Consider the following 25,243-nt stretch of genomic DNA (forward strand, 5'->3'; position numbering starts at 1 on the left):
GAGATTTAATGAATATTTATAAAACTTCTAATAACCAAAGGGGTCAAATCTTGACTTCAGACATCAAATTCATGCGGCAATCTTATAAGCTGTTTTTAAAATAAAATGTTGGTTGCTCACTAGCTAATTAATCTCTAAGTTAAATTAAAGAAAAGGATTATTTATGAAAGGTATTAATTATGAAAGGTATTAAATGTATTTGGTTTTGGTTTACGCTAGTTGTGTGCCCATTGTTGATTATTTTAGGTGTAGCTACCTTTGCACAGTTATTAGGGCAATACATGTATTCTGAGCAATTTAGTTTTTCGTCGCTGTCTAGCTTTCAAATTGCATTTATTGGTGGTGGTGTTTGTGCTTTTTCTGTATTTTTAAGCACGTTAAAAGAGGTAAAAATACGCTTTTTTGCAAAATGAGGGGTTAATAGAAAAAAGGGGATCTCGTACCTCTGCAAATAAGCCACTTAAACACTTGTGATACCTTCCAAAACGCCAATTCAACCAACAGCAAACCCTCTTTTTATATTTTAAGAAAACAAAAACCAAATGGGGTCAAATCTTGACTTCAGACATCAAATTCATGCGGCAATCTTATAAACTGCTTTTAAAGTAAAATGCGGGTGGCTCACAGCTAATTAATCTCTGAGTTAAATTAAGGAAAAGGATTTTTTATGAAAGGAATTAAACGTATTTGGTTTACGCTAATGGTGTGCCCATTGTTAATTATTTTAGGTGTAGCTACCTTTGCACCGTTATTAGGGTAGTATATGTATTATTTGCAATGCTTAAAAAGTAAAACACTGACGGATTAACATTTAATATCCGCTCATATCCGCCAATGTTTACACTTTATTTAAAGGAGTACATCAATTTGTGATAGTCAGGCTTAACCTTTTCTACGGTTAAGACTTATCAAACATATCGCTAAAAGTAATGTTGCAATCATACCAGAGGCACCTGCAACACCTGATGGCAGAAATCCATCACGTCCAAAAGTAATTAAAATGGCATTGGCTAACATTGCAACCACGCCTACAAAAGCTGTAAGCCCTCCTAATGCTTTACCGCCTTTGGCTATATAAGACAGTCCAAAAACAAGTGCCGCTAATCCTAATAATACTTTGGCTGCGTAGTAAATCATGAATGACAAAGCAACCACGCCATTAATTAAAGGTTGTGCTCCTTCTACTGAGCCTGCAACTTTGCCAAATGTTGAAAATAACGTAAGGCCAATACTCACTTGAACTATGTTAAGTACCGCGCTAAACGTAATAGCCGACCACCCTAGTTGAGCGTTTTTTGCTTGCACCATAGCTGAGCCTGCAAAAGCAACGAGCAAAGTAAATACCAGAGCTTCTAGTCCCCAAGCAAACTGCCTTGAAAAGCTAATTTCAGCACTGTAAAGGGCTGAAAAAATAGCCTGTGATATAGCCAATACCAACAATAAAGATGCTGAAATTAGGATGGTGCGTTTATTCGTAAACTCCATTATATACCTCTTATAATTTTATATTTAACGCTTTAAAAAGATGCAGTAGCTTTGAAAATACAAAACATATGAAACTTTATATAACTAGCGTTCACTCTTGGGCCTGTTTATCTTTAAAGGTTAAATTTGCAACAGTCTATTTGATCTTTTAGCAAGGCCTATGTGGTGTGGTTATTCCCATAAATTGGCGATAACCTAGTATAAATACCAAACAAGCGTTGCCCGAAGGGGTCTTCCTCTGGGAAATTTATTCATTGTTACTCGGTTTATACTTAGCCCACTAGGTTACAATCTCACACCGCGATTAAATCCCCCTTAGATTGAACAAATTTTAAGTCTGAAAGATCAACAGGTCCTCAAGATACAAGACAGGTGAAACTATTTAATTATTTCACTTAAGTTGAAATAAATTAGACACCTGAACTTGTTAAATAAACAGAACTTTTAGCTTTTGGAAAGGTGATCTCTACGGATACACAATTTTTTATACATAGTCTATAAAGAACCAATTGAATAGCAATTAACTATAGCTATGATTTACGAAACTAAATGTACTGCATAAACCCCAGTTTATACTGCCATAGCGATTTAACGAAAATTTATAAAACTTCTAACGGTTAATTTTTTGTAAATATTTGTACCTTTTTTGTTTACTTTTTAATTTCATATGCTAATTTTTAAATGCTCGGTTGAGCGAATAATAATCAAATTTAAGGATTAAAAATGAAAAACATACTAAAAACACTATTTATTTGTGGTGCTGCGCTTACAGCTAACTCTGCTTTTGCAACTGATCTAGTTTGCGATGTATATCCAAATGGTTCAGGTGGAAACTCGATGAACGGAAGATCAAACTGCTTTACCATAGATTTTAGTTTTGGTAACCAAACAACAGGGAAGTACTATTTACAGAATATTTCAAAACCGATTAACAAAGTTATTTGGCAAGGCGATGCATCTTGCACAGGCGGTACATCGTGTAATATGACTGTAAGAGCTTACAGAAGCTATAGTGCATCTGCTTTAATTTTGTATAAAGATGGGACCTATGAAACGACAAATACGTCTCGTATGAGTTATGAAACAGGCCATTAGTAATCATCGCTTATAATAGAAGAACAATATAGATTAATATTTATTGTGTGAATGTATGTAGCGGCTTATTTTAGTCGCTATTTTTTTAGTTGGTGTGTTAAACATATACAAATAAGGAGATACGATGAAACAGGCAATGTTGATATTGTTTATGTTTTTGCTAATTAGTTGTTCGAGCTTAGCGAGCAATAGCAAAGAATTAAGTAAATCTAAGCAAACTGAAAAGTTTATTACTCTTGTTAGTCAAGCCAAAACCTATGACCTATCTCATAATTGGGATGAAAATTCCCCAATAGCGTCCGTTAATCCAAAATACTCAATGGCACTTAATGCAACTCATGCTGATACGCGTGGTACATTTGGTGATAACAATCAGCTCTCATTCACCTCAGAAATAATGCAATGGAGTGGTCATCATGGAGGTCCTACTATTGATGCTTTGGGTCATATTGGTCGAGATGGTTTACTGTATGGTGGAGTAGATGCGGCGCAAGCGACCAATGATCGCAGAGGAATAGGGCGCAGTGGTGTAGGGAGTGACCTAGGAATTGATCATTATCCTGTAAACTTATTGAGTAACCGAACTGTGTTACTTGATGTGGCACGCTTTATTAACGGTGACGATACCCCATTGGCTGCAGATTTTGACATAACAGCGTCACATTTAAAAAGAACAGCAAAATCGCAAGGTGTAAAAATTAAAAAAGGCGATACTGTGTTTATTAGAACGGGGTGGGGGCAATATTTTGCTAATAACCCACTGCAATATATTGCAGAACATGCTGCAGGCGTTGGTGTAAGTGGTGCACAGTTTTTAATAAAGGCTGGTGCAAGTGTTGTGGGTAATGACACCCTTACTTTTGAAAAACGCCCACCTATTGCTACAGAACCCTCATTTCAGGTTTTTCCGGTACATATGATGTTATTAGCAGATAACGGTATTTACATAATAGAAAACTTGTTCCTTGAGGAGCTAGCAAAAGAAAAAGTCTATGAGTTTATTGCCATTGTGCCTCCGCTTAAAATACGTGGCGGTACTGGCTCGGCATTACGCGTATTCGCACTTACAAGTAACTAATAATTGAATAAAGAGTAGAGTTAATGATTTTTACTGTTTTTATATACAGTGGTGTCGTTTTTTGAAATAAGAAACATACACAAAGAGTATTTTTCTTTATCATGATAAAAGTACTGGCTGTAAAATTAACAATACTTATATGGACGACTCAAGGATGAACAAAGGAATATTAAAATCGTGGAATGACGATAAAGGCTTTGGCTTTATTAAATCAAGCACACTGCAACACGATACCTTTATACACATATCGTCGCTCAAACATATGAGTCGTAAACCTAAAGTGGGTGACATTATCTATTTTGAGGTTGCGACTGAGCCTAACGGTAAAACTAAAGCTGTAAATTGCCGTATTGAGGGCGTACTAGCACAACCACACATAAAAGCTTTAACAAGGCCGGTTAGATTAAGCAAAACGTCAGGTAAGAACTCACCTTTAATGAAACTCATAACGTTTGGTATTATTGTTAGTATTGGCTTTAGCGTGTATAAAACCGGTTTTTTAAATACCAAGCAAACACCTGTAGTGACTAACGCTAATTTAGAGTCATTTATGCCCGCTAGTTCAAACTCACTTACTAAAACACAGCAAGCATTTCGCTGTGATGGCCGCCAACATTGTAGCCAAATGACCTCGTATGCAGAGGCATTATTTTTTATTCAACATTGCCCAAATACTAAAATGGACGGTGATAAAGACGGAGAGCCCTGTGAACGGCAGTTTGGGAATAGGTAGTTTTTATATTGAGGTTATTAATAAACTAAAAATTAGTTTTGGGCCCTTAGGGGGAATACGATTTTTAGTAATACAGTTATAAATAGCTGGTGGATATAAAGCCATTTATCAAGGAAGTTGTTATGTTTAAAGTAATAATTGGATGTGCTGTTATATTTTCGTTTGTTTGTATGTTACTCGCTGCGGCACCTTTTACGCCTGCAATATCAGGTTCATTTATTATGCTGTTGTTTGCAGGGGCTATAGGTTACAAGGGCTATCTGCAATCAAGCTTAATACTGCTGTTAATTAATACGCTTGCAGTTATTGGCAGCCCAGCTGCAGATATAGACAACACCCAAACATTACTGTTTTTACCAATATTATTTTTAATCTCATTTGGTGGTGTTTTATTAGGCGTAAGAAAGTTAACGAAATTGTAAAAGAAGATGCCGAAGGGATATATGATTATATTATGGAGCAGGTTAATAAATTATGAGTGATAGAGAAATTTGGGTCGCTATATTAATTATGTCATCTATTATTTCTGGGATCCTTTATGTGGTTTTTGGCCAAATGACCGTACGTAAATTAAGAAAAAACCCTAAAACAAAAGATATACTCGGTCTAGAGGTTATTAGTGGTTGGGATATTATAAATGTTGCTCAAGCATTCTCCTTGCCAAGGCGTTGGTTACTTAAAATTGAAAAAAGTAAGTTTTCTTTTATGTATGCGCACTCTTCGTTGTTATTTGAAAATACAACCAAATTCGATAGATTTCTTGGATGTATCTTTTATTGGTTATTAACACTTTCGGGTCTATTTGGCGCTTTACTCGTTGTACTTAACTTATTTGGCGTTTTTAGTTAATTGGTGTAAATATTGAATTGGCTAGTTATGTGACTAGCCAATTCAATTATCAACTTTATTACTACAAAAATGATTTAGCTTTACTCATTAAAGCGCTTCAAAAATGGCTGCTATGCCTTGCCCGCCACCAATACACATTGTGACTAGCCCATATTTGCCTTGAGTTCGTTTGAGTTCGTACAAGCATTTAGTTGATAAAATTGCACCCGTTGCGCCAACAGGGTGGCCTAAGGCAATTGCACCACCATTCGGGTTTACCTTATGGGCAGGGAAATTTAACTCGTTAGCAACGCACAGTGCTTGTACTGCAAAGGCCTCGTTAGACTCAATCACATCCATATCGTCGATGGTTAAGCCGGTTTTTTCAAATACCTGTTGTACTGCAGGAATAGGGCCGATACCCATTAAAGTAGGATCAACGCCTGCTCTGGCATAACCCACTAAACGAGCGAGCGGTTTTAAGCCTTGCTCATTTGCTTTTTGCTCTGACATAAGTACCAACATGGCTGCACCATCGTTTATACCTGATGAGCTTGCTGCGGTAACGGTGCCATCTTTTTTAAAGTAGGGCTTTAAAGATGCAAGTTTATCGGCTGTGGTATCGGCGCGAACATGTTCGTCGGTGTCAAAAATATGCGTCCCTTTTCGCGACTTGATTTCTATTGGCACAATCTGCTGTTTAAAATGACCTGCAGCAATGGCTTTTGCAGCTTTATGATGGCTTTTTGCTGCGTACTCGTCTTGCTGCTGACGGCTAATTGAATATTTTTCTGCAATGTTTTCAGCTGTTATTCCCATCGGGTTATTATCCCATGGGTCTTGTAAGGTCGTGGTGAGCTCATCAACCATAGTGCTATTACCCATTTTTTGCCCCCAGCGGTTACTTTCGAGGGTGTAGGCAGAGCTACTCATGCTTTCAGCTCCGCCGGCAAGGGCTGCATCTACATCACCTAATTGAATTTGTTGTGCGGCTTGTATGATTGCTTCAAGCCCTGAACCACATAAGCGATTAAGCGTTACTGCGTGGCTACTAATAGGTAACCCCGCATCTAGCCCAATGATTCTTGAAAGGTATGCGTCTTTAGGGCCGTTATGAATTACTTTACCAACTACAGTTGAGCCAACTTGGTTGGGTGATAGCTTGGCTCTGGCTAGTGCTTCTTTCGCACATAGAGTGCCTAGCTCGGCGGGCGTGAAATGTTTAAGGCTGCCACCAAAGCTGCCGATAGCGGTACGCACTGCGCTTAATATAACTACGCTATTGTTATTAAGTTTTGTCATTGTTTTCTCTTATTATTTTTATGTTTATAACCACTTTGTGCTGAGCTTGTGTTGAGTAGAGCCAAAGAGATTAATAGTTTTATTAATGCATCAAAGCATAATTTTTAAATAAACTAAAGGCGAGGTTGTTTAAGCTGTATGTGTTATTTAATAAAGTGATGAGTAAAATAGGTGTGTGGCAATGATACTTTTAGTTTTAATGTATGAAATAGGGCTCTCAGTATGAAAGCCCTTGGGGATTTATAAATCAATCATTTCAATATTAACAACTACATTTTTAAAACCAGCATCTTCAAACTCTTTTTTTAACTTTTCTGCACTTGAGTAATCACTAGCTGAAACACTTCGCTTACTTCTTTGGTTAGTAACAAGTGGGGTTTCATCACCAAAATAAACGCTACCAGCAAATTGGCTTTGTGCATAAAAGTGGCCTGTTAGGGTTGTTTTTTTAGGTCTTAAAACATGACTTAAATAGTATTGCATTGTTGATAAGCTTGTTTGTTGTATCATCCAAGGCCAATCCCATTTTTTATTCTCGCCTGGTATATAGCGGTGTTCCCATTGATACTCAATGCTCTTTTCTTGACCTGCCCAACGGCCTATTACAAAATTAGCAGTGTCATTAGGTCTGTTTTCAGGATGGCTTAATAAAGCATTGCCTCCCCAACGCATAAAGCCATTTATTGATAGATCGTAAGTAATATCAGCATCGAATGAATAAGGATACGATATTGATGATTTAAACAAATCGACCTTAGCATTAAGCTTTGTGAATGCTGGTACATTGGTTCTTGCTTGTACCACAACTCGCTCAGCTTCAGAGCCGCCATTACTTGTTCCCCATGCTTGCTCTGCTGCTATAGTAACCGATAATGAAGTGTCTGATCCGCCAGTAACAGAGGGAGACTTCCATGTATTAGATAATGTAACAGACTCAGAAATACTGTAGTCATTTGTTTTAGACCAATTAGTAGCTGCATCGTATTCAATGGTAACGACTGACATTTGAGCTGCTGACGTGTCATTCACTGCAGGGACTGTTAACGTTTTAATTAGTTCTTTGTCGGCAGCAACAATATCGCCTGTTATTTTATATGATTCGTTATCCATCACATATTCAAAGTTAGATACGGTAATAGCTGACTTTTCATCACATCGATAACCATCACAGCTGCCCCCATTATAACCTTGTATTTTCCATCCAGAGCCCGCTTTAGATACCTCCATGTCATCACCCACATAGCTTGAGCGATTTCCACCAACCCACGCAAAACCCATTGTGTGAGCAAGATATGAAAGGGGTTTTATAAAATCCTCTTTTTGGTTTACTAAGTCCCATTCAATTTGGCTTTGACTGCCAGGCGCTACTTTTAAGGAGCTTAATTTAGGGATCTCATTAATAGGATCGTTAGGGTAGCACCAAGAATTTACAGCAGACCCTTGTTTTATTTCACCTGCGTAGCCAGAGCCCATAATAACCCAGCCATTAGCTAATCCCGTTATTTGCCACTTACCCATTTTGTTTACAAGGTCGTTTCTGTAAGTTTGCGCTTCAGCTTTTGTAATTAATCTATTATCAGCTGAGCAAACTCCAGCACCTAAGCTTTCATTTTTAAGTTGATCTGGATAAATTGCAGTTGTATTAGCACTTACAAAACTTGTGTGTGACAACAGCAATAGAGGTATTATTTTTTTCATTAAGTTACATCCTTTAAAATCATATTTTAATTAGGCCCTAATTAAATAATCTAATTTTGGACCGATTTTGATTCTAAAGAACTCGCTATATTTTTATAGAGTGTTAAATGAAAGTTGGTTTTTCAAAAATATTAGTTGCTTAAATATTGCAAAAATTCATTAAGACTATAGTGCTATTGTAGCTACATTTTTACCCCCTTGAGAGAGTACTCTAAAAAATCGATTAGATAGCGTGTGCTTTTTGGGATTAATTTATCAGGCCATATCAGGTTTACATCTCGTTTAATAGGTTTGAATTGCGTTAATACTTCAACCAAGCTTTCGTCTTTTATATGCGGTAATAAACAATATTTTGGACCATAATAAACACCTCTTCCTTCAATGGCAGCTAAGGCACACATTTCTATATCGTTGGAAATAAAGTTGGGTTGAGGTTTAAAAATTACTTTTTCATTTTTATTTGCTTTAAAAGACCAATTTTCGAATGGCGAGCACGATATGTGGGGGAGTTTAGCTAAATCGTCAAAATTACTTGGTATGCCATATTGCTCAATTAAACTCGATGAGCAAGCTAAAACAAAGCTCATTTGGTTAATGACTTTACATATATTTTGTGAGCTATCTAATTTTCCGATTCTAATAGCTAAATCAAACTCGGTGGCTTTTAAATCAAGGCGTTCATCCGATAGCATCATATGAATCTTAATATTTGGATAAAGTAGGGTGAATTGATTTATAACGCCTGAGAAGTACACACTCTTTATAAAGTTTTGCGGTGCTATTAATTTAATTTTACTCACTTTATTTTCACTAGAGTTCTTAAAATTGCACAGCGTACTTTGTAAACCTTCTACGTGAGCTAAGCAATGGCTATAAAAACTCTTTCCTGGCTCTGTTAATCGCAAACTTCCTTTTTCACGATAAAACAACGCTAAAGATAAGTCTTCTTCAAGTTTTTTTATTTTTCTTTGTAAAGTGGGTAAAGGAATATTTAACTTTACTGACGCTTCATTAAATGTTTTGTAATCATTTACTTTTATAAAAAGCGCGATTATATCAAGCAAGGTAAATCTCCTGTATAAATTTGAGGTATAAAATCGTATTTAGTACTTAATTATTGGTTAGATTCATAAAACTAATCATTTATTTAAAGTACCCATTAGTCCCTTTTGTGGCAACAAAAATTTTACCTTTGTATTAGAATGTTTAATAAATTATTGTGATTGAGGATGTACTTACTTGAGGTATTAGTAATTAGAGATTCTACAAATAGCGCGTTTTTGAAAATAAAAACTCAGTAGAAACAATCCGTAACATTTTACTATAACGTTTTAATAGACAAACAATAAGCTAGTAATTACGCTAGACACACTTTTTGGGTGAATAATCATGATGCATAGGATCTGATTACCTAAATGGAATTTGCCATGATAAATCAACAGAACCGAAGGTATTAAAGATGAATATATTTATAAAATGGTTGATTTTAGCTGCATTAATTATTGCCGCTATTACGTGTTATTCGTATGGTAGTACTACTGGCTTATTTATTTTTATTATTGCGGGCTTTGTTTTTGAAATGGCGTTTATGGTATTTCCTATAAAAAAGAAATCGTCATTGTAGAAAGCTATTTAACCGTCTTGAAAAATTAATTTTTTTAGTTAGCGAGATAAGGGAATAAATAAAAAGGCTGCATTTTTTACAGCCTTTTTGGTTTAATAAACTTAATGGGTAACTCTATCGCCCCAAATGTCTTCTAGGCGGCTATCACGGCCACAGCGCCAGCGATAGGTATTATAACGAATAGGGTTATTTTTATAGTAATCTTGATGATAACTTTCTTTGCCCTTTATCGGGTAAAAGGTTTTCGCATCAAGAATAGGGGTTATCACTGTTTGCTTAGTAAACTCACTAATAACAGCTTGTTTAGATTTTTGAGCTAGCTTTCGTTGTTGCTCATTAGCTACAAAAATTGCGCTACGGTAGCTTGGGCCTTTATCACAAAACTGACCTTTGGCGTCAAAAGGATCAATGTTAACCCAGTAATGGTTTAAAATATCTTGATAGCTTAATACGTCAGTGTTGTAGGTAACCAGAACGGCTTCGTAATGGCCGCGATGATTACCATTGTAAGTAGGATTTTTAATTTCACCGCCAGTAAAACCTGAGATCACATCGGTTACACCTTCGAGTTTTTCAAAGTCACTTTCCATACACCAAAAACAGCCTCCGGCTAAAATAGCTTGTTCAGTTTTAGCGTACGTTAATGAGCTAAACAAAAGCCCCACAGAGGTTAATGCTAGCGCTAATGTGTGTTTCATAAAATTTATCACCTGTAGTTATGAATAAATACTTGTATAGTAAGACCCGCTAACTTTAAAAACTCTTTCATTACAATGTGGCTGGGGGGGGTTGAACTTACTTTATATAAAACGGATGCTATGTATGAAAAGTTTAATGACGACTGATAATTTGCATGATGAATTGCTAGTCGTTCTACAAAACAACTTTGTTTCCTCAGAGTATAAACTTCCAAACGCTGATGAGTTAATACCTCATAATCAAAATGCTCAGTACCATGGGTATGCATTCACTATAAACCATAAGCGAATAATTTACAGAAAAGCTAAAGTTACTCCAGACAGACCAGGTGCTTTTTTAGCACTATGGAAACGCCCAGCGGATTGTAGTAATTCTAAGCCAATTCCTTTTACCAATGAGTTTGACTACTTATTAGTGGCGGTTTCAAGTGATGGATTAACCTCTAGTAACAACCAAGTAGTAAATTTACAAAGTGGTTTATTTATATTTCCGGTTGAGTTGTTAGTTAAAAAAGGCATAGTTACAGGTACGAACCGTAAGGGAAAAACCGCTTTTAGGGTGTTTCCACCTTGGAGTGAAAGTAGGGCTCTGAGTGGTTCAGGCGTATTTAGTAACGCAGCTAAAAGCACACAGCGTTGGCAATGTGATTATTTTTTACAGCAGGACCAATATGGCTTAGTTGATTTAATTAAGTTAAACAAAATTTTAGCTAATGCTGTTTAAATTTGAATTATTAAGTCACTTTACCAGCATTGTTTTATATAGGGTTATTTACTAAAGTGAGATCATACAGTCATACGAATAGTAGGTAAGATATGAACCAGTTAACCGAAAAGTCAATTAGTTGCCCTTACTGTGGCGAATCTATAGAAGTATTAATTGATGTGGCTGATATTGATGAGCAATACATAGAAGACTGCCAAGTGTGTTGCAGGCCTATTTCGTTTGTCGTATTTGAAGATAACGATGAACTTAATGTAAATGTATACAGTGAAGATGAGGCATTTTAAAGGAGTTACTCAGCCGAATGACATTACAACCACTTAATAATACGCATATCATCGAGCTAATGGGCTGGTTTAATAATCAAAATGAAACAGCTCTATGGGCTGGTCCGTATTTTAGGTATCCATTTACAAAGAAGACGTTTATTGAGGACTTAAACCTTGATGATTCTGCTTCTTTTGTATTGGTTGGACAACAAAACATATTACTTGCTTTTGGGCAATATTATCAACGGAAAAACAAATGTCACTTGGCGCGTTTAGTAGTAAACCCAATGCGTAGAGGTGAGGGTATTGCAGCCATCCTGATTAAAGCATTATGTAAACATGGGCAATTAAGCTTAAATGTTACTGATAGCTCATTGTTTGTTTATGAAAATAACCTTGCAGCAGTTTCCGCTTATAAAAAGCTAGGTTTTATTGTTGCGGCTAATACCCCAGTAAATCAAGATTCAAGCCCATTACCAGATAACTGTGTTTATATGGTTAAGTAATAAATTACGTCTAAGTTAGCTATTTTGCTGTTCACGCGCTAATTGGTTAGGCAGCAACTCCTCCACAATTTCTCTCGCTGGTAAGGTGTAACGTACGCCATCAAACATAACCGATGTGAACTCATCAATATTAGTAATGCCGGTAAGGGTCCAACCTTCACCACGTTTTGGGCAGTAAACAGTAGTAGTTGGTTGTATTACTTTAAAATTGTCGCTCATAGTTTATCTTAATTAATGCTTGTTAATACGATATGGTAAGTTAATAATGACGTTCTATAAAGTGCTAATTAAAGCGCGTTTACTTTATTTGGCATAGGCATGTTTAAAACGATAAAATTACCCCGCGTTACCTTGCGTTTAATTACCCACAAACATGGCGCAGCGCTATTAACAATTTTAAATAATCCCCTCGTTTATGAGTTTAACGATTATAAAACGCCGCTAAATAAAGAGCATGTTAAGCAATTAATTCAAGATGATATATCGAGTTATTATCAAGGGGAAGGTGTTCGGCTTGCGATTGAACATAATATGTCTGGCGACTTAATTGGTACTTGTGGTTTGTATAACATTAATAACCAAACTAAAACTGCTTATTTGGGCTTTGAGCTTGATCCTTTTTATTGGCAACAAGGCTTAATGCATGAAGTACTTAAAGGTTTTGTCAGTGAGATACATCGCTCTTTAAACATTGAACATCTATACGCAGAAATTCATGGTAAAAATGTACGCTGTTATAACTTACTCACTAAACTCGGCTTTGTATTTAACCAGCAACTTAATAACGGTGTATGGCATAAGCAATTAACTAAAATGGATGGCGCATGAGAATTAAAAAAGCGATTATTTTAAATATGTTGCTTACGGCTAGTGTATTTGGGCTTGCAATAACTGGGGTTAGCTATTATCAAAATGATGTTTCAGAGTTTGTTGATGTAACCCTAGATTCGAAAGTGCTTAAAGAGTCACGAAAAGTATTTATAAGATTACCTAACAATTATGATAAAACTAAAGCTTATCCACTTATTATAAAAACAGATGGTAATTTTAATCTAGCTAATTGGGATAAAGCCTTAAAAGCATTAAATCATGAAAGTATATTAAATGAGGCTATTTTAGTTGCTATACCAAATCAGTTTTTTACTGATACTAGAAATCGTGATCTTGTGCCACCTTATGCAAGGAAGGACGTTAATACAAATCCTCGACCTAAACATGAAAGTTCGCCTGAAATTTTTGGTAAGGCTGATTTGTTTTTAGCTTTTATAGAGCAAGAGTTGCTTACTTATTTAGAGGCCAACTACACATTAACTGAAAATCGAATTTTGACCGGATTTTCAGCTGGGGGCAGCTTTACTTTATACACGCTGCATACTAAACCAAAGTTATTCAATGGTTACTTTGTATTTAGCCCAGCCGCTTAGTATGACGATATGACAGTGACTAAGCGGTTTGATGCATTTTTAAAAACAAATATAAATTGTATAAAACAACCGACATTTTTATATATCACTGTCGGTGGGGCAGAACACTCTTTAATGTTAGGTACATACAATAATTTAGTTACTAGTTTAGCAAAACATCCAAACGACTGGCTTAAGTGGGGAAGTACAATTAATAGTAATGCTGAACATAATCAAAACCCTGCACTGAGTGTCGATAAAGCACTGTTAAATTATACGGCGTTCTTGAGCTCGCAAATTAATACGCCTTCTGATTAATTAATGACGGTGATCAATTAAATATAATTTGCATTGATTTTTATTGCTTTACTGCTGGTGGAGCACCCCCCTAAAGAACACATCATACTTTATTTAATTTAAAACAAGTCTTAGCAATAGGTGAATTTTTTAAAAATATAATCAGGGAGGGGGGAAATTGGTGGCGTGTATTGGCGTTTTTTTTAACTTATATCTACGCGTTTTATTAAGTGAGTTATGTAGGAACAGGAAAACCAAATTAAACAAAGCAACAATGTAATTATTTAGATGTTCTAAGTTAGACATTTTAATTGCAGCTAACATTGGGTTTTCCATCAATGGTTCAGTAATACACAGACTTAAACTCCAGCTTTTTATAATTGACGTTACAACAATGCAATTTTGTTGCTCAGTTGTCTCAGCATGGCTTCTGCATTTGGTATCTCGTCGTTTAAACCGGTGATCAGGGTCATAAAATAACAGTCCATCATCACACTTGCTTTTATTTCATCAAAGTCTGGTTGTTCACTAAATAGTAGTTTTTTAAATTCATCCATTTGTGCTTTAAAAAAATCAGCACGCCAAATAATGTCGCTAATTAGTAATTTACTAAATTCACTGTTTTCACAATAAAAGGAGTAAAGGGGGTGAGCGTAGTGGCGTAACTTCAATCGAGGAGGGCGCTGAGTATCTGATTGCTTTGCTTGCTCGATAATAACTTTAATTTGTTGCTGCATACCGGCCATAAGCAAATCAATTTTATTTTCAAAATGGCTAAACACAGTACCAACGGCCACATTAGCTGCAACGGCAATTTCTCTTGTTGATGTGTGGTCATAGCCTTGTAATAAGAAAAGCTCCCATGCTGAAGCTAAAACTTTATCCCGTGTTTTTTCTTTTTTACTCATAGTATTCAATGCTTTACAATTTTTATTGGATGTTGGGTTTAAATTTGCACTTGATAAATTGAGCGCGCTCAATTAGGTTTGTGAGCATGCTCAATTAATTTAAAGGTGATATATGGAGTTTATCAAACGTGTTATTGGTTATGTACTTTTTATTCCACTTATTTATTTTTATTCTCGGCCCAATCCTAAAAGCCGTTTTAGTCCCAGGTGGGGTTGTGTTTTTTGTGGCTTATTTTAGGGCCAAAAGAGGGGACGCGTGCGTTAAAAAAAGCATTTAAGAGAAAGTAGTTAAACCTTCTGCAAGAACAATAAAAAAGCCCTGCTATTTTGCAGGGCTTTAGTCAGTTTAACTTTGCAAATTTAAACTTGAAAGCTCAACAGGCCATTAAAGAACGTATCTAAAACCAAAAGCAATACCGTCATCTTCCGATTGTTCCATTTGTGCTTGCTGTTGCTTATTATTACTTTCAAAATCACCAAAGTCTTTACGCGCTTCTACATAAAGTTGGGTGTTTTCATCTATTAAGTAATGCACACCAATAACAGCAAATTGACGCTTAAATACATCGTTAGGATCGGCGTTAAAGTTTGGTTGAATCACGTAGTCATCACCGGCATTAAACAAGTTGTAGGCAATAAATGGTCTAAAGTCGTTTTCAAAACGATACGACACGAACGTTTCAATACCAATTGCATCTTCAATTAACCGACCAATGTTATCTGTGTCGTGGTTTTCGTTTTTGTTAATATTAGCGGCTACATATAAACCTGGCGCATCAATATTGCCCCAAATAACACCTGCACCATAAATTAAATCGTCAACAGAGCGGGTTGTTCCATCGCCATAAGTTAATTCAAACTCGCCGCGGTTAATACCCGCGGTCAGTTTTAGCTTATTAGTCACGTTATAGGTTACTGCACCGCCAAATGTATAGTTAAATTCAACTTGTTGCGCAGCAGTATCGCCTGACTCAAAATTAGCCCGGCATTGTGATTCTGTAATATCACTTACATCACAGGTATAAAAAGCGCTATTTTTTAACTGAGTTTGCACACTAAAATCAAAATCACCGTAACTATTACGGTATTGCAATGTTTTATCGCCACGTCCCGTGCCATTTACAGCACCGTCGTCTTTGTTGTAGGTATAGACACCTGCGGCATTGCCATCCCAAACATAGCTGTAGTTAGTTGCATATACTACGTCAAACCACGCCCCCCATTGTTTACCAATAGTAATTTGGCCGTATTTGTCGTGTTTAAGTCCTGCATAACCTAAACGATTATACAAAAATTCATCTTGAATTGATTCAAAACGGTTGTTGTATACAATATCGCTACTGCCAACAGGGTTTACACCCCATTCAACTAAAGCCATTGCTTCCCAGCCATTCTTTAGTTGGCGTTTAAAATCAAAATTAATTCGTGAGGCACCATTAACCACTTCATTTTGACCTTGAGTATTAATTACTCGCGCATCTATATAACCGCCAATTGCGACTGTATTTTTTTCATCCTTAAATACTTCGATTGCTGAAACACTCGGTGTTGTTAAAACACCTGCAATCGCGAGCGATACTAATTTTATTTTCATTGTGTGTGCCTTGCCTAAAAAAGACGTTTTTATAATTACTAAATTCGAAGTCGTGCAGACTAGCAAAGCAATAAAAGGCTCAAAAGTGAAAAATTATCAACGATAATTAATACGAAATGCGCTGCTTGTTCACTTTAAGTTAATACTGTTTTTATTTTGTAGCCGTATAAACTGCTATTTAATTTTGGAATAAGACATTAGGCTTAAATGCAGGAGAGAAAGTGTTGAGTTTTTTTCATAGTTGCTACTATCGGCATAGGTAGAGCTAAAACTCTAATACTATAAAAAACGTTAATATAGCCGTATTAAATGTTAATAAAAGTAAAATGCGACCAAATAGCGTTTTAGCACGTTAAATTTTATTTATTAGCAATAACTGTAATTGTTTTTTTATTAAACATTTTTTTACCGCATTTACAGAATAATAGTGAACTTTACATAGCTTTTTTACTTTAACACGGTCTACCACTGTGGCTATTCCAATCCTTATTTAGCAAAAAAATTGCCACTGTTTACTTTAGGGTATGCTATAAACTTTCATAGAAAAAAACGCTGATTTGGTTTAAACTGCGCGCAATTTAAATACTTCAGTCTCCCTTGGAGGGTAGCGCTATTATTAGTACAGCTAACATCACCATGCAATTTGGTGCTAAACCATTATTTGAAAATATCTCAGCTAAATTTGGTGAATCAAACCGCTATGGTTTAATTGGCGCCAATGGCTGTGGTAAATCAACGTTTATGAAGATTCTAAGCGGTGAACTTGAACCATCATCGGGTAATGTAAGCACAGATCCTAATGAGCGTGTTGCTAAACTAAATCAAGATCAGTTCGCTTACGAAGAATACTCTGTGATCGACACTGTAATAATGGGTCACAAAGAACTTTGGGATATAAAACAAGAACGCGATCGTATTTATAGCCTACCAGAGATGAGTGAAGAGGATGGCATGAAGGTAGCCGACCTTGAAACTGAGTTTGCTGAAATGGACGGCTATTCTGCTGAGTCTAAAGCGGGTGAGCTATTACTGGGCGTTGGTATTGCTACTGAACAACATTACGGTCCTATGTCTGAAATCGCACCAGGTTTTAAACTTCGTGTGCTATTAGCGCAAGTATTGTTTTCAGAGCCTGATATCATGTTGCTTGATGAGCCTACCAATAACTTGGATATTTACACAATTAAGTGGTTAGAAGATGTTCTAAATCAACGTGACTGTACTATGATCATCATTTCGCATGACCGTCATTTTTTAAACTCAGTATGTACGCATATGGCCGATATTGACTACGGTGAATTACGTATTTACCCGGGTAACTACGATGAATATATGTTTGCAGCGACCCAAGCTCGCGAGCGTTTATTGAGTGAAAACGCCAAAAAGAAAAGCCAAATAGCTGAACTACAACAGTTTGTATCGCGCTTTTCTGCTAATGCTTCAAAAGCAAAGCAAGCAACTTCACGTGCAAAACGTATTGATAAAATTCAATTAGATGAAGTGAAAGCTTCGTCACGTCAGTCGCCATTTATCCGTTTTGAACAAGAAAAGCAGTTATTCCGTAACGCGCTTGAAATGACCAGCTTATCGCAAGGCTTCGAAGAAACTTTATTTTCAGGTTTAGAAGGCTTAGTTGAGGTAGGTGAACGTATTGCCATTATTGGTGAAAATGGTGTGGGTAAAACAACATTATTAAACACCTTAGCAGGACGCTTAGCACCTAAAAGCGGTGAGTTCAAATGGTCTGAAAATGCTAACATTGGCTATTATGCACAAGATCATGCCGATGAGTTTGAAAAAGACATGAACTTATTTGAGTGGATGGAGCAGTGGCAGCAAGAGGGCGATGACGAGCAAGTTGTTCGCAGCTTCTTAGGTCGTATGTTGTTTTCACAAAACGATATTAAAAAATCTGTAAAAGTTATCTCAGGTGGTGAGCAAGGTCGTATGCTGTTTGGTAAAATCATGATGCATAAACCAAATATCTTATTAATGGATGAGCCGACTAACCACATGGATATGGAATCTATAGAAGCGCTTAACTTAGCACTTGAAGCGTATGAAGGTACCTTGATGTTTGTGTCACACGACCGTCAGTTTGTATCATCAGTTGCTACCCGTATTTGGGAAATTAAAGACGGTAAAATTATCGACTTTAGAGGAAACTACAGCGAATACTTGGCGAGTAAAGAAGCATAACAGCAAGTATTTTCAGCATTTAAAAAAAGCCATGTTTAACATGGCTTTTTTATTGCCTGCTGGTCGCATTACTGCGGTATTTAAGTATATAATACCCGCCATAAAACCGGACATAAGTCCGCTATTTTTAAAATACATTACTGAGGAGTATTTATGACTGTTGGCATTATTATGGGTTCTAAATCAGATTGGCCAACCATGGAACACGCTGCGCTGATGCTAGAAAAATTTGGCATTGCTTATGAAACTAAAGTGGTTTCTGCTCACCGCACTCCTCAATTACTTGCTGATTATGCAAGTTCAGCAAGCGAGCGTGGCATTAAAGTAATTATTGCAGGCGCAGGTGGGGCGGCTCACTTACCGGGTATGGCTGCAGCGTTTACATCATTGCCAGTTTTAGGCGTTCCAGTTAAGTCAAAAGCATTAAATGGTGTTGATTCATTATTGTCTATTTGCCAGATGCCTAAGGGCGTTGCTGTAGGCACATTGGCTATTGGTGAGCCAGGTGCAGCTAATGCTGGTTTATTGGCTGCACAAATATTAGGCTGTCAAAATCCTGAAATTTTCGCCAAAATTGAAGCGTTTCGTAAAGAGCAAACCGACACTATTCTAGCTAACCCAAATCCTGCAGAGTAATAATGACTATATTAATTTTAGGTGCTGGGCAGCTTGCGCGAATGATGAGCCTTGCTGGCGCACCGCTTAATTTAAATGTGATTGCTTATGATGTTGGCAGCCAAAAAATTGTGCACCCGCTAACCAACCAAGTGTATGCAACCACACTTGAGCAAGCTATCAATGATGCAGATGCGATTACCGCTGAGTTTGAGCATATTCCCGATGATGTATTAACGCTTTGCTGCAATAGCAATAAGTTTTATCCAGGTAAACAAGCAATAAAAACCGGTGGTGACCGTTCGCTTGAAAAAGCCTTGTTAGATAAAACCGAAGTAGCTTGTGCACCATACCAACTTATTACTGAAAAAGCGCATCTTGAACAAGCAGCTAAAATATTAGGTAAGCCGTTAGTTATAAAAACCTGCCAAGCTGGGTATGACGGCAAAGGCCAATGGCGTTTAAAATCTGATGATGAAATAGACACTATTTGGGCTGAAATGGCTGACTTTATTGCCTCAGGTACAGAGCATGCACCTCATTCAATTATTGCTGAGAAAATGATCCCGTTTGATCGTGAAGTCTCTATTATTGGCGCGCGGGACAAAGAGGGTAACGTTGCAATTTATCCACTTACAGAAAATCAACATACAAACGGTGTGTTAACCCTTTCACTAGCCGGTAAAGATAATAGTTTAGTAGAGAGCCAAGCAACCTCGGCATTTACACGTATAGCACAAGAACTTGATTATGTAGGTGTATTGGCCATAGAGTTTTTTGATGTACAGGGTACGTTATTAGTTAACGAAATAGCTCCTCGAGTGCATAACTCAGGACACTGGACACAGCAAGGTGCTCACTGCTCGCAATTTGAAAACCATATGCGTGCTGTTGCAGGGTTACCTTTGGGTAATACGCAAATTAAGCAACCTACTGCTATGATCAATGTATTAGGCCAAGCACATATTCCTGCTGATGTTTTAAAAACGGCGGATGTAACCAGTCACTGGTATGGTAAAGGCGTTAAGCCCGGTCGTAAAATGGGGCATATTAATGTTTCGGGTGAGAGTTTACAGCAATTAGGTAACCGCCTAGCTGAACTTACATCATGCTTGCCAGAGCAGGATTACCCAGGCGTATTAGCTACTAGCAAATCGCTATTATAAGTTAAAAAATCAAGCGGTAAGTTGAATTCAATTTATCGCTTTACCTTCTAAAGGTTTCTTTTCAATGATCCACCCAAAGTTTCGTACTATTGTGTTCGCTTTTTTTATGGCACTTTTCATGTCAGGCTTTATGTCGTTTGTTATTTCAATTTTTAATGTAGGAATGGTCGAAAATATTGTAGCTATATGGCTTAAAGCCTGGTTATTTGCCTTTTGCATTGCTTTTCCTACAGTTATATTTGTTGCTCCCGTCGTACATAAACTGACAAATAAACTTATTCGGCCTTAAAGTGATGACTATCACTAAATTGCATAAGCCAATATTTATACTCTTACTCGCTTTGTGTATGACTCCTTTTTTAGGTGCTGGAAGTGCATTGGTTTTAGGCGCTATATTTGCTATTACCTTAGGCAACCCGTTTAGTGAGCTTTCTCAACAGGCCAGTAAAGTGATGCTTAAGCTTGCCGTTGTGGGCTTAGGCTTTGCTGTTGATTTTAATGAAGTAATTGAGGTAGGACGCAGCTCTTTAGTATTAACAATTGTTAGTATTACTGCCATAATCGGGTTTGGAGAGATTTTAACCCAAGTTTTTAAGCTTAATCGTAATACAGGCGTGCTAATTTCATTTGGTACCGCTATTTGCGGTGGCAGCGCCATTGCCGCTATGGCACCGGTTATAAAAGCTAAAGATCACGAAGTCGCTGTTGCCTTAGGGATTGTATTTTTACTTAATGGCGTGGGATTATTATTATTTCCCGCAATTGGGCATTATTTTGAGTTAACCCAACAGCAATTTGGTTTGTGGGCCGCATTAGCCATTCACGATACTAGCAGCGTAGTAGGGGCATCGGCTACTTATGGTGCTGTGGCACTGAGTATTGCCACTACGGTAAAATTGACCCGTGCGATGTGGATCATTCCTTATACAGCGGTTGCGGGAGTGTTCATGCGCTCTGATGAAAAGGCAAGTATTCCTTTATTTATTGTGGGCTTTTTATTAGCCGCATTAATAAATACTTATATGCCGTCGTTTTCATCGACATGGGAACTTATTAATAGTGCAGCTAAGCAATTATTAGTGGTTACACTGTTTTTAATTGGCAGTGGTTTGTCACTATCGGTTCTTAAGCAAGCAGGTATAAAGCCATTTTTGATGGCAATTACTTTGTGGGTTATAGTCAGCAGCACAATTTTATTATTAATTATAGATGGATTCATATAATGAAACGTAATCTTAGTATTACAGCAATCAGTAGTGTGTTATTTGCTGTTTTTTCTAGCAGCCCTGTATTGGCTGAATCGCTACGCGTAGCAACCTTTAATGTCAGTATGGATGCCACTAATTACACCGCTAGAAATGAACAAGTAAAAAGTGATGCACTGGTAAATGCACTGCGTTCAAACCACCAGCAAATTAAAAATATTGCTGAAATAATCCAGCGCGTCCGCCCAGATGTAGTACTACTCAATGAGTTTGACTACATTCCAAAAGAGCAAGGTATCGAGTATTTTAAAAGCCATTATTTAAATGTAGGGCAAAATAATCAAGCAGCAATTGATTACCCATACGTTTACATTGCCCCCGTTAATACCGGCTTAGCAACTGAGTTTGACTTAGACAATAACGGCAAAAAAACTGGGGTAATGGGTGATGCACAGGGCTTTGGTTTTTTTGAAGGCCATTACGCAATGGCGTTTTTATCTCGCTACCCGATTGATTTTGACAACATCAGAACCCTGCAAACCTTTAAGCACAAAGATTTACCTAATGTACAAATGCCGGTTGACCCAAAAACTAATACCAATTGGTATAACGATGAAGAGTGGAATACTTTACGTTTAAGCTCTAAATCTTTTTGGGACATACCCGTAAAAGTAAACGATAAAGTAGTCCATATGCTAGCGTCGCACCCAACACCACCTGTGTTTGATGGCGAAGAAGACAGAAACGGTATTCGTAACCATGATGAAATTAGGCTTATTGCCGATTACGTTAATAACGAAAGTTACCTTTATGATGATAATGGTAAAAAGGGTGGGCTTGCAGCAAAGTCGCGATTTGTGATTTTAGGTGATCTAAATGCCGCACCTGAAGGTGATAAAAAGCGTACTAATACTACAGATCAAATACTTAAAAGCCCATTGATTAACGCCGGTTTTATTCCAACCAGTGAGGGCGCAAAAGAGCAATACCCGCAAGCTTATGCTAAAAACTATACCGCTAATTGGCAAGCACGCGTTGATTACGTACTCCCTTCAAATTATGGCTTAACCATAAAAGATGGTGGAGTTTTTTGGCCGAAAAAACAAAGCGAATTATATCGTTTAATTAAAGATAGAAATGCATCAAGCGACCACCGATTAGTCTGGCTTGATTTAACGGTTGAATAAACGGGTTACTCACCCCGATATCAGCGTTGTTTATCTTAAATAATTGCAATTATAAAGGTGCTTCTGCTTAAATATGGTTAATTATAATAACCGTCAAGAAGCACTATGATTTTTAAATTCTCATCTTCTAAAACACTTGTTGCAATCGCTGTTGCATCAAGTGTTATGTTAGCGGGTTGTACAGCAACCGCTACAACTTCTACTGACTCATCTATTCAAACAAATACCACCGTTGCTAGTGTTGTAAACACGCCCGCAGATTTGGGCGAATCAAAAATTACCCTTGAACAAGCGATGGCTCACCCTGATTGGATTGGACGCCAACCGCAAAGCGCTTTTTGGAGTGCAGATTCAAGTACCATCATTTACGCGCGTAAGCAGCAAGGTAGTGAGCTAAGAGATTTATTCGCTCAAGCTGTAAACTCACAAACAGCAGAGCAAGTGGCACTAGAAAAATTACACAGTGTTGGTTCAAGTAAAGCTGTTTTTTCAAACGATAAATCACTTCAAGCTTATGTGTTTGAGGGTAATGTATTTATCAAAAACGTAAGATCAGGCGCAATTAAACAAATTACGCAAAGTTCTGCGACAGAGTCAAAACCACAATTTTTAAACGACGGTAACTTAGCGTATCGTCAGGGTAATATCTTTTTTAAAGTAGATTTAACCACAGGTTTAACTCGTGAAATTGCCAACTTAAAACTGGCTGATAAACCACAAGGCGTAAAAGAACCATCAACTTATATCGCCAAAGAGCAACATAAGCTTATTGATTACATTGCACTACAGCACAAAAATAAACAAGACAAGCATGCACGTAAAGAGCAAGTAAAAGCTAATAACAGCTCAATTGCTAATACCTATTATTATTTAGGCGATGGCAACACGGTTGATGAAGCCGAGCTTTCTCCAAACGGTGATGCATTAATTGTTGTAGTACAAGAAAAAAGTTCATGGCGTGGTGAAGGCGATATTATGCCTAATTACATTACTGATGATGCGACGATAGAGCCTAAAAAAGTTCGTCGTCGCGTAGCTGATTCTAAAGAGCAAACCTCAGAGCTTGTTTATATTAACCTTGCAGATCAAAGCCAAACCACATTAGGGTTTAACACCTTACCTGGTTTTGATGAAGATGTACTTGCTGAGGTTAAAAAAGAAAACTTCGCCCGTGAAGGTAAAACCTATAAATCTAAAAAACAACCTCGTGGTATAAACGTTATTTCAGATTGGGGTTGGAATCAATCACCGATCAGCTGGAACGATGATGGTAGCCAAGTAGCGATTATGCTTGAAGCATGGGATAACAAAGATCGTTGGTTAGCTACTGTAGATTTTGAAAATAACAAACTTGTTTCTCAACATCGACTACATGACGACGCATGGATTGCGTATGCGTTTAACGACTTTGGTTGGTTAAATGATTCCAATACTCTGTATTATTTATCAGAAGAGTCGGGCTATAGTCAGCTTTATAAAAAGCCACTTGATGGTAAAGCCACTGCGCTTACCATGGGTAAATTTGAAGTATCTAATTTAACCCTTACTGATGACAATAGCGCTATTTACTATAAAGCGAATATTGAGCATCCAGGCCTTTACGAAATATACCGCGTTAATCTACAAACAGGTGATAGCGAGCAAGTAACAGACTTAAACGGCATGACGGATTACACCTTAAGCCCTGATCAGTCTAAGTTATTATTAAAACACTCTAAAATTACCATGCCGACTGAACTTTATGTGGCTGAGGCTAAAGCAAACACAACCGCAACTCGTTTAACAAACACGGTATCTGACGCGTTTTTAGCTAAAAAACTAACGGCACCTAAAATTGTTGCTGTACCTTCAAGCCATACAGAACAGCCAATATACGCCAAAGTTTATTACCCAGCGGATTACCAAGAAGGTGAAACAGGTAAAAACCGTAAAGCGGTTATTTTTAACCATGGTGCCGGTTATCTGCAAAATTCACACATGGGTTGGTCTGGTTACTTTCGCGAATTTATGTTCCATTCATTACTTGCCGATGAAGGTTACGTAGTGATGGATATGGATTACCGAGCATCAAAGGGGTATGGCCGAGATTGGCGTACTGCTATTTATCGTCAAATGGGAACACCTGAAACACAAGATTTAGCTGATGGCGTAAAATGGATGGCCGAAAATGCCAACGTTGATACCCAAGCGGTTGGTACTTACGGTGGTTCATACGGCGGATTTATGACCTTCATGGCGTTATTTACCGCGCCAGACTTGTTTCAATCAGGTGCTGCGCTTCGCCCTGTGACTGATTGGGCACATTATAATACAGGCTATACTTCTAACATTTTGAATCACCCAGATGTTGACCCAATTGCTTATGAGCGTAGTTCACCTATTTACTATGCAGAAGGGCTTAAAAAGCATTTATTAATAAATGCTCCGATGGTTGATGATAATGTATTTTTTCAAGATTCAGTTCGTTTAGTACAGCGTTTAATCGAACTTGAGAAAGAAAACTTTGAAACAGCAATCTTTCCAGTAGAGCCGCATGGTTTTGTGCAGCCTTCGAGCTGGTTAGATGAATACCGTCGAATTTATAAGCTGTTTAAAGAAACACTATAAATAGCGGTAAGTTAATAAAAAA

The 25,243-nt window shown here is 37.2% G+C and carries 26 protein-coding genes and 1 pseudogene; 19 read left to right on the forward strand and 8 right to left on the reverse strand.

What is annotated here, in order from left to right; all coding sequences use genetic code 11:
- Nucleotides 1–179: 179 nt before the first annotated feature.
- A complete protein-coding gene (locus ACZ5WS_RS11540; protein ID WP_138606157.1) occupies nt 180–413 on the forward strand; it encodes a hypothetical protein in 234 nt (77 codons plus the stop codon).
- A 469-nt stretch (nt 414–882) separates the two neighbouring features.
- On the opposite strand, the gene ACZ5WS_RS11545 is transcribed toward ACZ5WS_RS11540, so the two are convergent.
- Nucleotides 883–1,485, reverse strand: a complete 603-nt coding sequence (locus ACZ5WS_RS11545) for a thiamine biosynthesis protein ThiC (protein ID WP_198523189.1) — start codon at nt 1,483–1,485, stop codon at nt 883–885.
- 723 nt (nt 1,486–2,208) lie between these two features.
- Between ACZ5WS_RS11545 and ACZ5WS_RS11550 the strand changes: the two genes are divergently transcribed.
- The 5 genes from ACZ5WS_RS11550 to ACZ5WS_RS11570 all read left to right on the forward strand — a co-directional run bounded on the left by ACZ5WS_RS11550 (nt 2,209) and on the right by ACZ5WS_RS11570 (nt 5,240).
- Nucleotides 2,209–2,580: a hypothetical protein gene (locus tag ACZ5WS_RS11550; protein WP_138606163.1), complete on the forward strand. Its 372-nt coding sequence runs from the start codon at nt 2,209–2,211 to the stop codon at nt 2,578–2,580.
- A 124-nt stretch (nt 2,581–2,704) separates the two neighbouring features.
- Nucleotides 2,705–3,658 (forward strand): cyclase family protein, encoded by a 954-nt coding sequence (locus ACZ5WS_RS11555; RefSeq protein WP_464708695.1) that lies wholly within the window; start codon nt 2,705–2,707, stop codon nt 3,656–3,658.
- A 154-nt stretch (nt 3,659–3,812) separates the two neighbouring features.
- Nucleotides 3,813–4,391, forward strand: coding sequence for a cold shock domain-containing protein (locus ACZ5WS_RS11560; RefSeq protein WP_178956098.1), 579 nt, complete (start codon nt 3,813–3,815; stop codon nt 4,389–4,391).
- A gap of 122 nt (nt 4,392–4,513) precedes the next feature.
- Nucleotides 4,514–4,813 (forward strand): DUF6419 family natural product biosynthesis protein, encoded by a 300-nt coding sequence (locus tag ACZ5WS_RS11565; RefSeq protein WP_464708696.1) that lies wholly within the window; start codon nt 4,514–4,516, stop codon nt 4,811–4,813.
- A gap of 52 nt (nt 4,814–4,865) precedes the next feature.
- Nucleotides 4,866–5,240, forward strand: a complete 375-nt coding sequence (locus tag ACZ5WS_RS11570) for a hypothetical protein (RefSeq protein ID WP_008113868.1) — start codon at nt 4,866–4,868, stop codon at nt 5,238–5,240.
- Between the two features lie 87 nt (nt 5,241–5,327).
- On the opposite strand, the gene bktB is transcribed toward ACZ5WS_RS11570, so the two are convergent.
- The 3 genes from bktB to ACZ5WS_RS11585 all read right to left on the reverse strand — a co-directional run bounded on the left by bktB (nt 5,328) and on the right by ACZ5WS_RS11585 (nt 9,283).
- Nucleotides 5,328–6,521, reverse strand: a complete 1,194-nt coding sequence (gene bktB, locus ACZ5WS_RS11575; RefSeq protein ID WP_464708697.1) for a beta-ketothiolase BktB — start codon at nt 6,519–6,521, stop codon at nt 5,328–5,330.
- Nucleotides 6,522–6,761: 240 nt separating this feature from the next.
- Nucleotides 6,762–8,219: an aerolysin family beta-barrel pore-forming toxin gene (locus ACZ5WS_RS11580; RefSeq protein WP_464708698.1), complete on the reverse strand. Its 1,458-nt coding sequence runs from the start codon at nt 8,217–8,219 to the stop codon at nt 6,762–6,764.
- A gap of 182 nt (nt 8,220–8,401) precedes the next feature.
- On the reverse strand, nt 8,402–9,283 hold the full coding sequence (locus tag ACZ5WS_RS11585; RefSeq protein WP_010390037.1) for a LysR family transcriptional regulator: 882 nt from the start codon (nt 9,281–9,283) through the stop codon (nt 8,402–8,404).
- A gap of 395 nt (nt 9,284–9,678) precedes the next feature.
- On the opposite strand from ACZ5WS_RS11585, the gene ACZ5WS_RS11590 reads away from it, so the two are divergent.
- On the forward strand, nt 9,679–9,843 hold the full coding sequence (locus tag ACZ5WS_RS11590) for a hypothetical protein (RefSeq protein WP_171039595.1): 165 nt from the start codon (nt 9,679–9,681) through the stop codon (nt 9,841–9,843).
- Nucleotides 9,844–9,944: 101 nt separating this feature from the next.
- Here ACZ5WS_RS11590 and msrA read toward each other — a convergent pair whose 3' ends face one another.
- A complete protein-coding gene (msrA, locus tag ACZ5WS_RS11595) occupies nt 9,945–10,541 on the reverse strand; it encodes a peptide-methionine (S)-S-oxide reductase MsrA (protein WP_178956094.1) in 597 nt (198 codons plus the stop codon).
- A 124-nt stretch (nt 10,542–10,665) separates the two neighbouring features.
- On the opposite strand from msrA, the gene ACZ5WS_RS11600 reads away from it, so the two are divergent.
- From ACZ5WS_RS11600 to ACZ5WS_RS11610, 3 genes are all read left to right on the forward strand, one after another.
- Nucleotides 10,666–11,265, forward strand: a complete 600-nt coding sequence (locus ACZ5WS_RS11600) for a MepB family protein (RefSeq protein WP_198523182.1) — start codon at nt 10,666–10,668, stop codon at nt 11,263–11,265.
- Between the two features lie 92 nt (nt 11,266–11,357).
- Complete coding sequence (locus ACZ5WS_RS11605) at nt 11,358–11,552, forward strand: CPXCG motif-containing cysteine-rich protein (RefSeq protein WP_054200950.1); 195 nt, start codon at nt 11,358–11,360, stop codon at nt 11,550–11,552.
- 17 nt (nt 11,553–11,569) lie between these two features.
- Nucleotides 11,570–12,040: a GNAT family N-acetyltransferase gene (locus ACZ5WS_RS11610; protein WP_290171207.1), complete on the forward strand. Its 471-nt coding sequence runs from the start codon at nt 11,570–11,572 to the stop codon at nt 12,038–12,040.
- A 15-nt stretch (nt 12,041–12,055) separates the two neighbouring features.
- Here ACZ5WS_RS11610 and ACZ5WS_RS11615 read toward each other — a convergent pair whose 3' ends face one another.
- On the reverse strand, nt 12,056–12,259 hold the full coding sequence (locus tag ACZ5WS_RS11615) for a hypothetical protein (RefSeq protein ID WP_138569662.1): 204 nt from the start codon (nt 12,257–12,259) through the stop codon (nt 12,056–12,058).
- A gap of 99 nt (nt 12,260–12,358) precedes the next feature.
- Here ACZ5WS_RS11615 and ACZ5WS_RS11620 point away from each other — a divergent pair, with 99 nt between their 5' ends.
- A complete protein-coding gene (locus ACZ5WS_RS11620) occupies nt 12,359–12,868 on the forward strand; it encodes a GNAT family N-acetyltransferase (RefSeq protein WP_054200947.1) in 510 nt (169 codons plus the stop codon).
- Nucleotides 12,865–13,761 (forward strand): annotated as a pseudogene (locus tag ACZ5WS_RS11625) (alpha/beta hydrolase). Before ACZ5WS_RS11620 ends, ACZ5WS_RS11625 begins: the two are co-directional and overlap by 4 nt.
- Before the next feature lie 365 nt (nt 13,762–14,126).
- Here the strand turns inward: ACZ5WS_RS11625 and ACZ5WS_RS11630 are convergent.
- Together ACZ5WS_RS11630 and ACZ5WS_RS11635 are read right to left on the reverse strand one after the other, a co-directional pair.
- Nucleotides 14,127–14,648, reverse strand: a complete 522-nt coding sequence (locus ACZ5WS_RS11630; RefSeq protein ID WP_464708699.1) for a TetR/AcrR family transcriptional regulator — start codon at nt 14,646–14,648, stop codon at nt 14,127–14,129.
- A gap of 385 nt (nt 14,649–15,033) precedes the next feature.
- A complete protein-coding gene (locus tag ACZ5WS_RS11635) occupies nt 15,034–16,242 on the reverse strand; it encodes a porin (protein ID WP_464708700.1) in 1,209 nt (402 codons plus the stop codon).
- Nucleotides 16,243–16,854: 612 nt separating this feature from the next.
- On the opposite strand from ACZ5WS_RS11635, the gene ACZ5WS_RS11640 reads away from it, so the two are divergent.
- From ACZ5WS_RS11640 to ACZ5WS_RS11670, 7 genes are all read left to right on the forward strand, one after another.
- Nucleotides 16,855–18,441: an ABC-F family ATPase gene (locus ACZ5WS_RS11640; RefSeq protein ID WP_138607347.1), complete on the forward strand. Its 1,587-nt coding sequence runs from the start codon at nt 16,855–16,857 to the stop codon at nt 18,439–18,441.
- A gap of 153 nt (nt 18,442–18,594) precedes the next feature.
- Complete coding sequence (gene purE, locus ACZ5WS_RS11645; protein ID WP_008114610.1) at nt 18,595–19,077, forward strand: 5-(carboxyamino)imidazole ribonucleotide mutase; 483 nt, start codon at nt 18,595–18,597, stop codon at nt 19,075–19,077.
- Between the two features lie 2 nt (nt 19,078–19,079).
- Complete coding sequence (locus ACZ5WS_RS11650) at nt 19,080–20,222, forward strand: 5-(carboxyamino)imidazole ribonucleotide synthase (RefSeq protein WP_464708701.1); 1,143 nt, start codon at nt 19,080–19,082, stop codon at nt 20,220–20,222.
- A 64-nt stretch (nt 20,223–20,286) separates the two neighbouring features.
- Entirely contained in the window at nt 20,287–20,511 is a 225-nt protein-coding gene (locus ACZ5WS_RS11655) for a DUF2798 domain-containing protein (RefSeq protein ID WP_075169227.1), read from the forward strand.
- Between the two features lie 4 nt (nt 20,512–20,515).
- Nucleotides 20,516–21,445: a YeiH family protein gene (locus tag ACZ5WS_RS11660; protein WP_464708702.1), complete on the forward strand. Its 930-nt coding sequence runs from the start codon at nt 20,516–20,518 to the stop codon at nt 21,443–21,445.
- Complete coding sequence (locus ACZ5WS_RS11665) at nt 21,445–22,614, forward strand: endonuclease/exonuclease/phosphatase family protein (protein WP_464708703.1); 1,170 nt, start codon at nt 21,445–21,447, stop codon at nt 22,612–22,614. Before ACZ5WS_RS11660 ends, ACZ5WS_RS11665 begins: the two co-directional genes overlap by 1 nt.
- A 105-nt stretch (nt 22,615–22,719) precedes the next feature.
- Nucleotides 22,720–25,221, forward strand: a complete 2,502-nt coding sequence (locus tag ACZ5WS_RS11670) for a S9 family peptidase (RefSeq protein ID WP_464708704.1) — start codon at nt 22,720–22,722, stop codon at nt 25,219–25,221.
- The last annotated feature ends 22 nt before the right edge of the window (nt 25,222–25,243 follow it).

It is taken from the genome of Pseudoalteromonas sp. 11L1, from assembly GCF_055397545.1.

Bases quoted from the DNA above. Each gene is read 5' to 3' on its own strand.
- ACZ5WS_RS11670 (WP_464708704.1), top strand. From the start codon at position 22,720: ATGATTTTTAAATTCTCATCTTCTAAAACACTTGTTGCAATCGCTGTT.
- ACZ5WS_RS11580 (WP_464708698.1), bottom strand. From the start codon at position 8,219: ATGAAAAAAATAATACCTCTATTGCTGTTGTCACACACAAGTTTTGTA.
- ACZ5WS_RS11565 (WP_464708696.1), top strand. From the start codon at position 4,514: ATGTTTAAAGTAATAATTGGATGTGCTGTTATATTTTCGTTTGTTTGT.
- ACZ5WS_RS11615 (WP_138569662.1), bottom strand. From the start codon at position 12,259: ATGAGCGACAATTTTAAAGTAATACAACCAACTACTACTGTTTACTGC.
- ACZ5WS_RS11560 (WP_178956098.1), top strand. From the start codon at position 3,813: ATGAACAAAGGAATATTAAAATCGTGGAATGACGATAAAGGCTTTGGC.
- ACZ5WS_RS11545 (WP_198523189.1), bottom strand. From the start codon at position 1,485: ATGGAGTTTACGAATAAACGCACCATCCTAATTTCAGCATCTTTATTG.
- bktB (WP_464708697.1), bottom strand. From the start codon at position 6,521: ATGACAAAACTTAATAACAATAGCGTAGTTATATTAAGCGCAGTGCGT.
- ACZ5WS_RS11600 (WP_198523182.1), top strand. From the start codon at position 10,666: ATGAAAAGTTTAATGACGACTGATAATTTGCATGATGAATTGCTAGTC.
- ACZ5WS_RS11620 (WP_054200947.1), top strand. From the start codon at position 12,359: ATGTTTAAAACGATAAAATTACCCCGCGTTACCTTGCGTTTAATTACC.
- ACZ5WS_RS11570 (WP_008113868.1), top strand. From the start codon at position 4,866: ATGAGTGATAGAGAAATTTGGGTCGCTATATTAATTATGTCATCTATT.
- ACZ5WS_RS11590 (WP_171039595.1), top strand. From the start codon at position 9,679: ATGAATATATTTATAAAATGGTTGATTTTAGCTGCATTAATTATTGCC.
- ACZ5WS_RS11665 (WP_464708703.1), top strand. From the start codon at position 21,445: ATGAAACGTAATCTTAGTATTACAGCAATCAGTAGTGTGTTATTTGCT.
- msrA (WP_178956094.1), bottom strand. From the start codon at position 10,541: ATGAAACACACATTAGCGCTAGCATTAACCTCTGTGGGGCTTTTGTTT.
- ACZ5WS_RS11540 (WP_138606157.1), top strand. From the start codon at position 180: ATGAAAGGTATTAAATGTATTTGGTTTTGGTTTACGCTAGTTGTGTGC.
- ACZ5WS_RS11635 (WP_464708700.1), bottom strand. From the start codon at position 16,242: ATGAAAATAAAATTAGTATCGCTCGCGATTGCAGGTGTTTTAACAACA.
- ACZ5WS_RS11655 (WP_075169227.1), top strand. From the start codon at position 20,287: ATGATCCACCCAAAGTTTCGTACTATTGTGTTCGCTTTTTTTATGGCA.
- purE (WP_008114610.1), top strand. From the start codon at position 18,595: ATGACTGTTGGCATTATTATGGGTTCTAAATCAGATTGGCCAACCATG.
- ACZ5WS_RS11605 (WP_054200950.1), top strand. From the start codon at position 11,358: ATGAACCAGTTAACCGAAAAGTCAATTAGTTGCCCTTACTGTGGCGAA.
- ACZ5WS_RS11550 (WP_138606163.1), top strand. From the start codon at position 2,209: ATGAAAAACATACTAAAAACACTATTTATTTGTGGTGCTGCGCTTACA.
- ACZ5WS_RS11610 (WP_290171207.1), top strand. From the start codon at position 11,570: ATGACATTACAACCACTTAATAATACGCATATCATCGAGCTAATGGGC.
- ACZ5WS_RS11650 (WP_464708701.1), top strand. From the start codon at position 19,080: ATGACTATATTAATTTTAGGTGCTGGGCAGCTTGCGCGAATGATGAGC.
- ACZ5WS_RS11555 (WP_464708695.1), top strand. From the start codon at position 2,705: ATGAAACAGGCAATGTTGATATTGTTTATGTTTTTGCTAATTAGTTGT.
- ACZ5WS_RS11660 (WP_464708702.1), top strand. From the start codon at position 20,516: ATGACTATCACTAAATTGCATAAGCCAATATTTATACTCTTACTCGCT.
- ACZ5WS_RS11630 (WP_464708699.1), bottom strand. From the start codon at position 14,648: ATGAGTAAAAAAGAAAAAACACGGGATAAAGTTTTAGCTTCAGCATGG.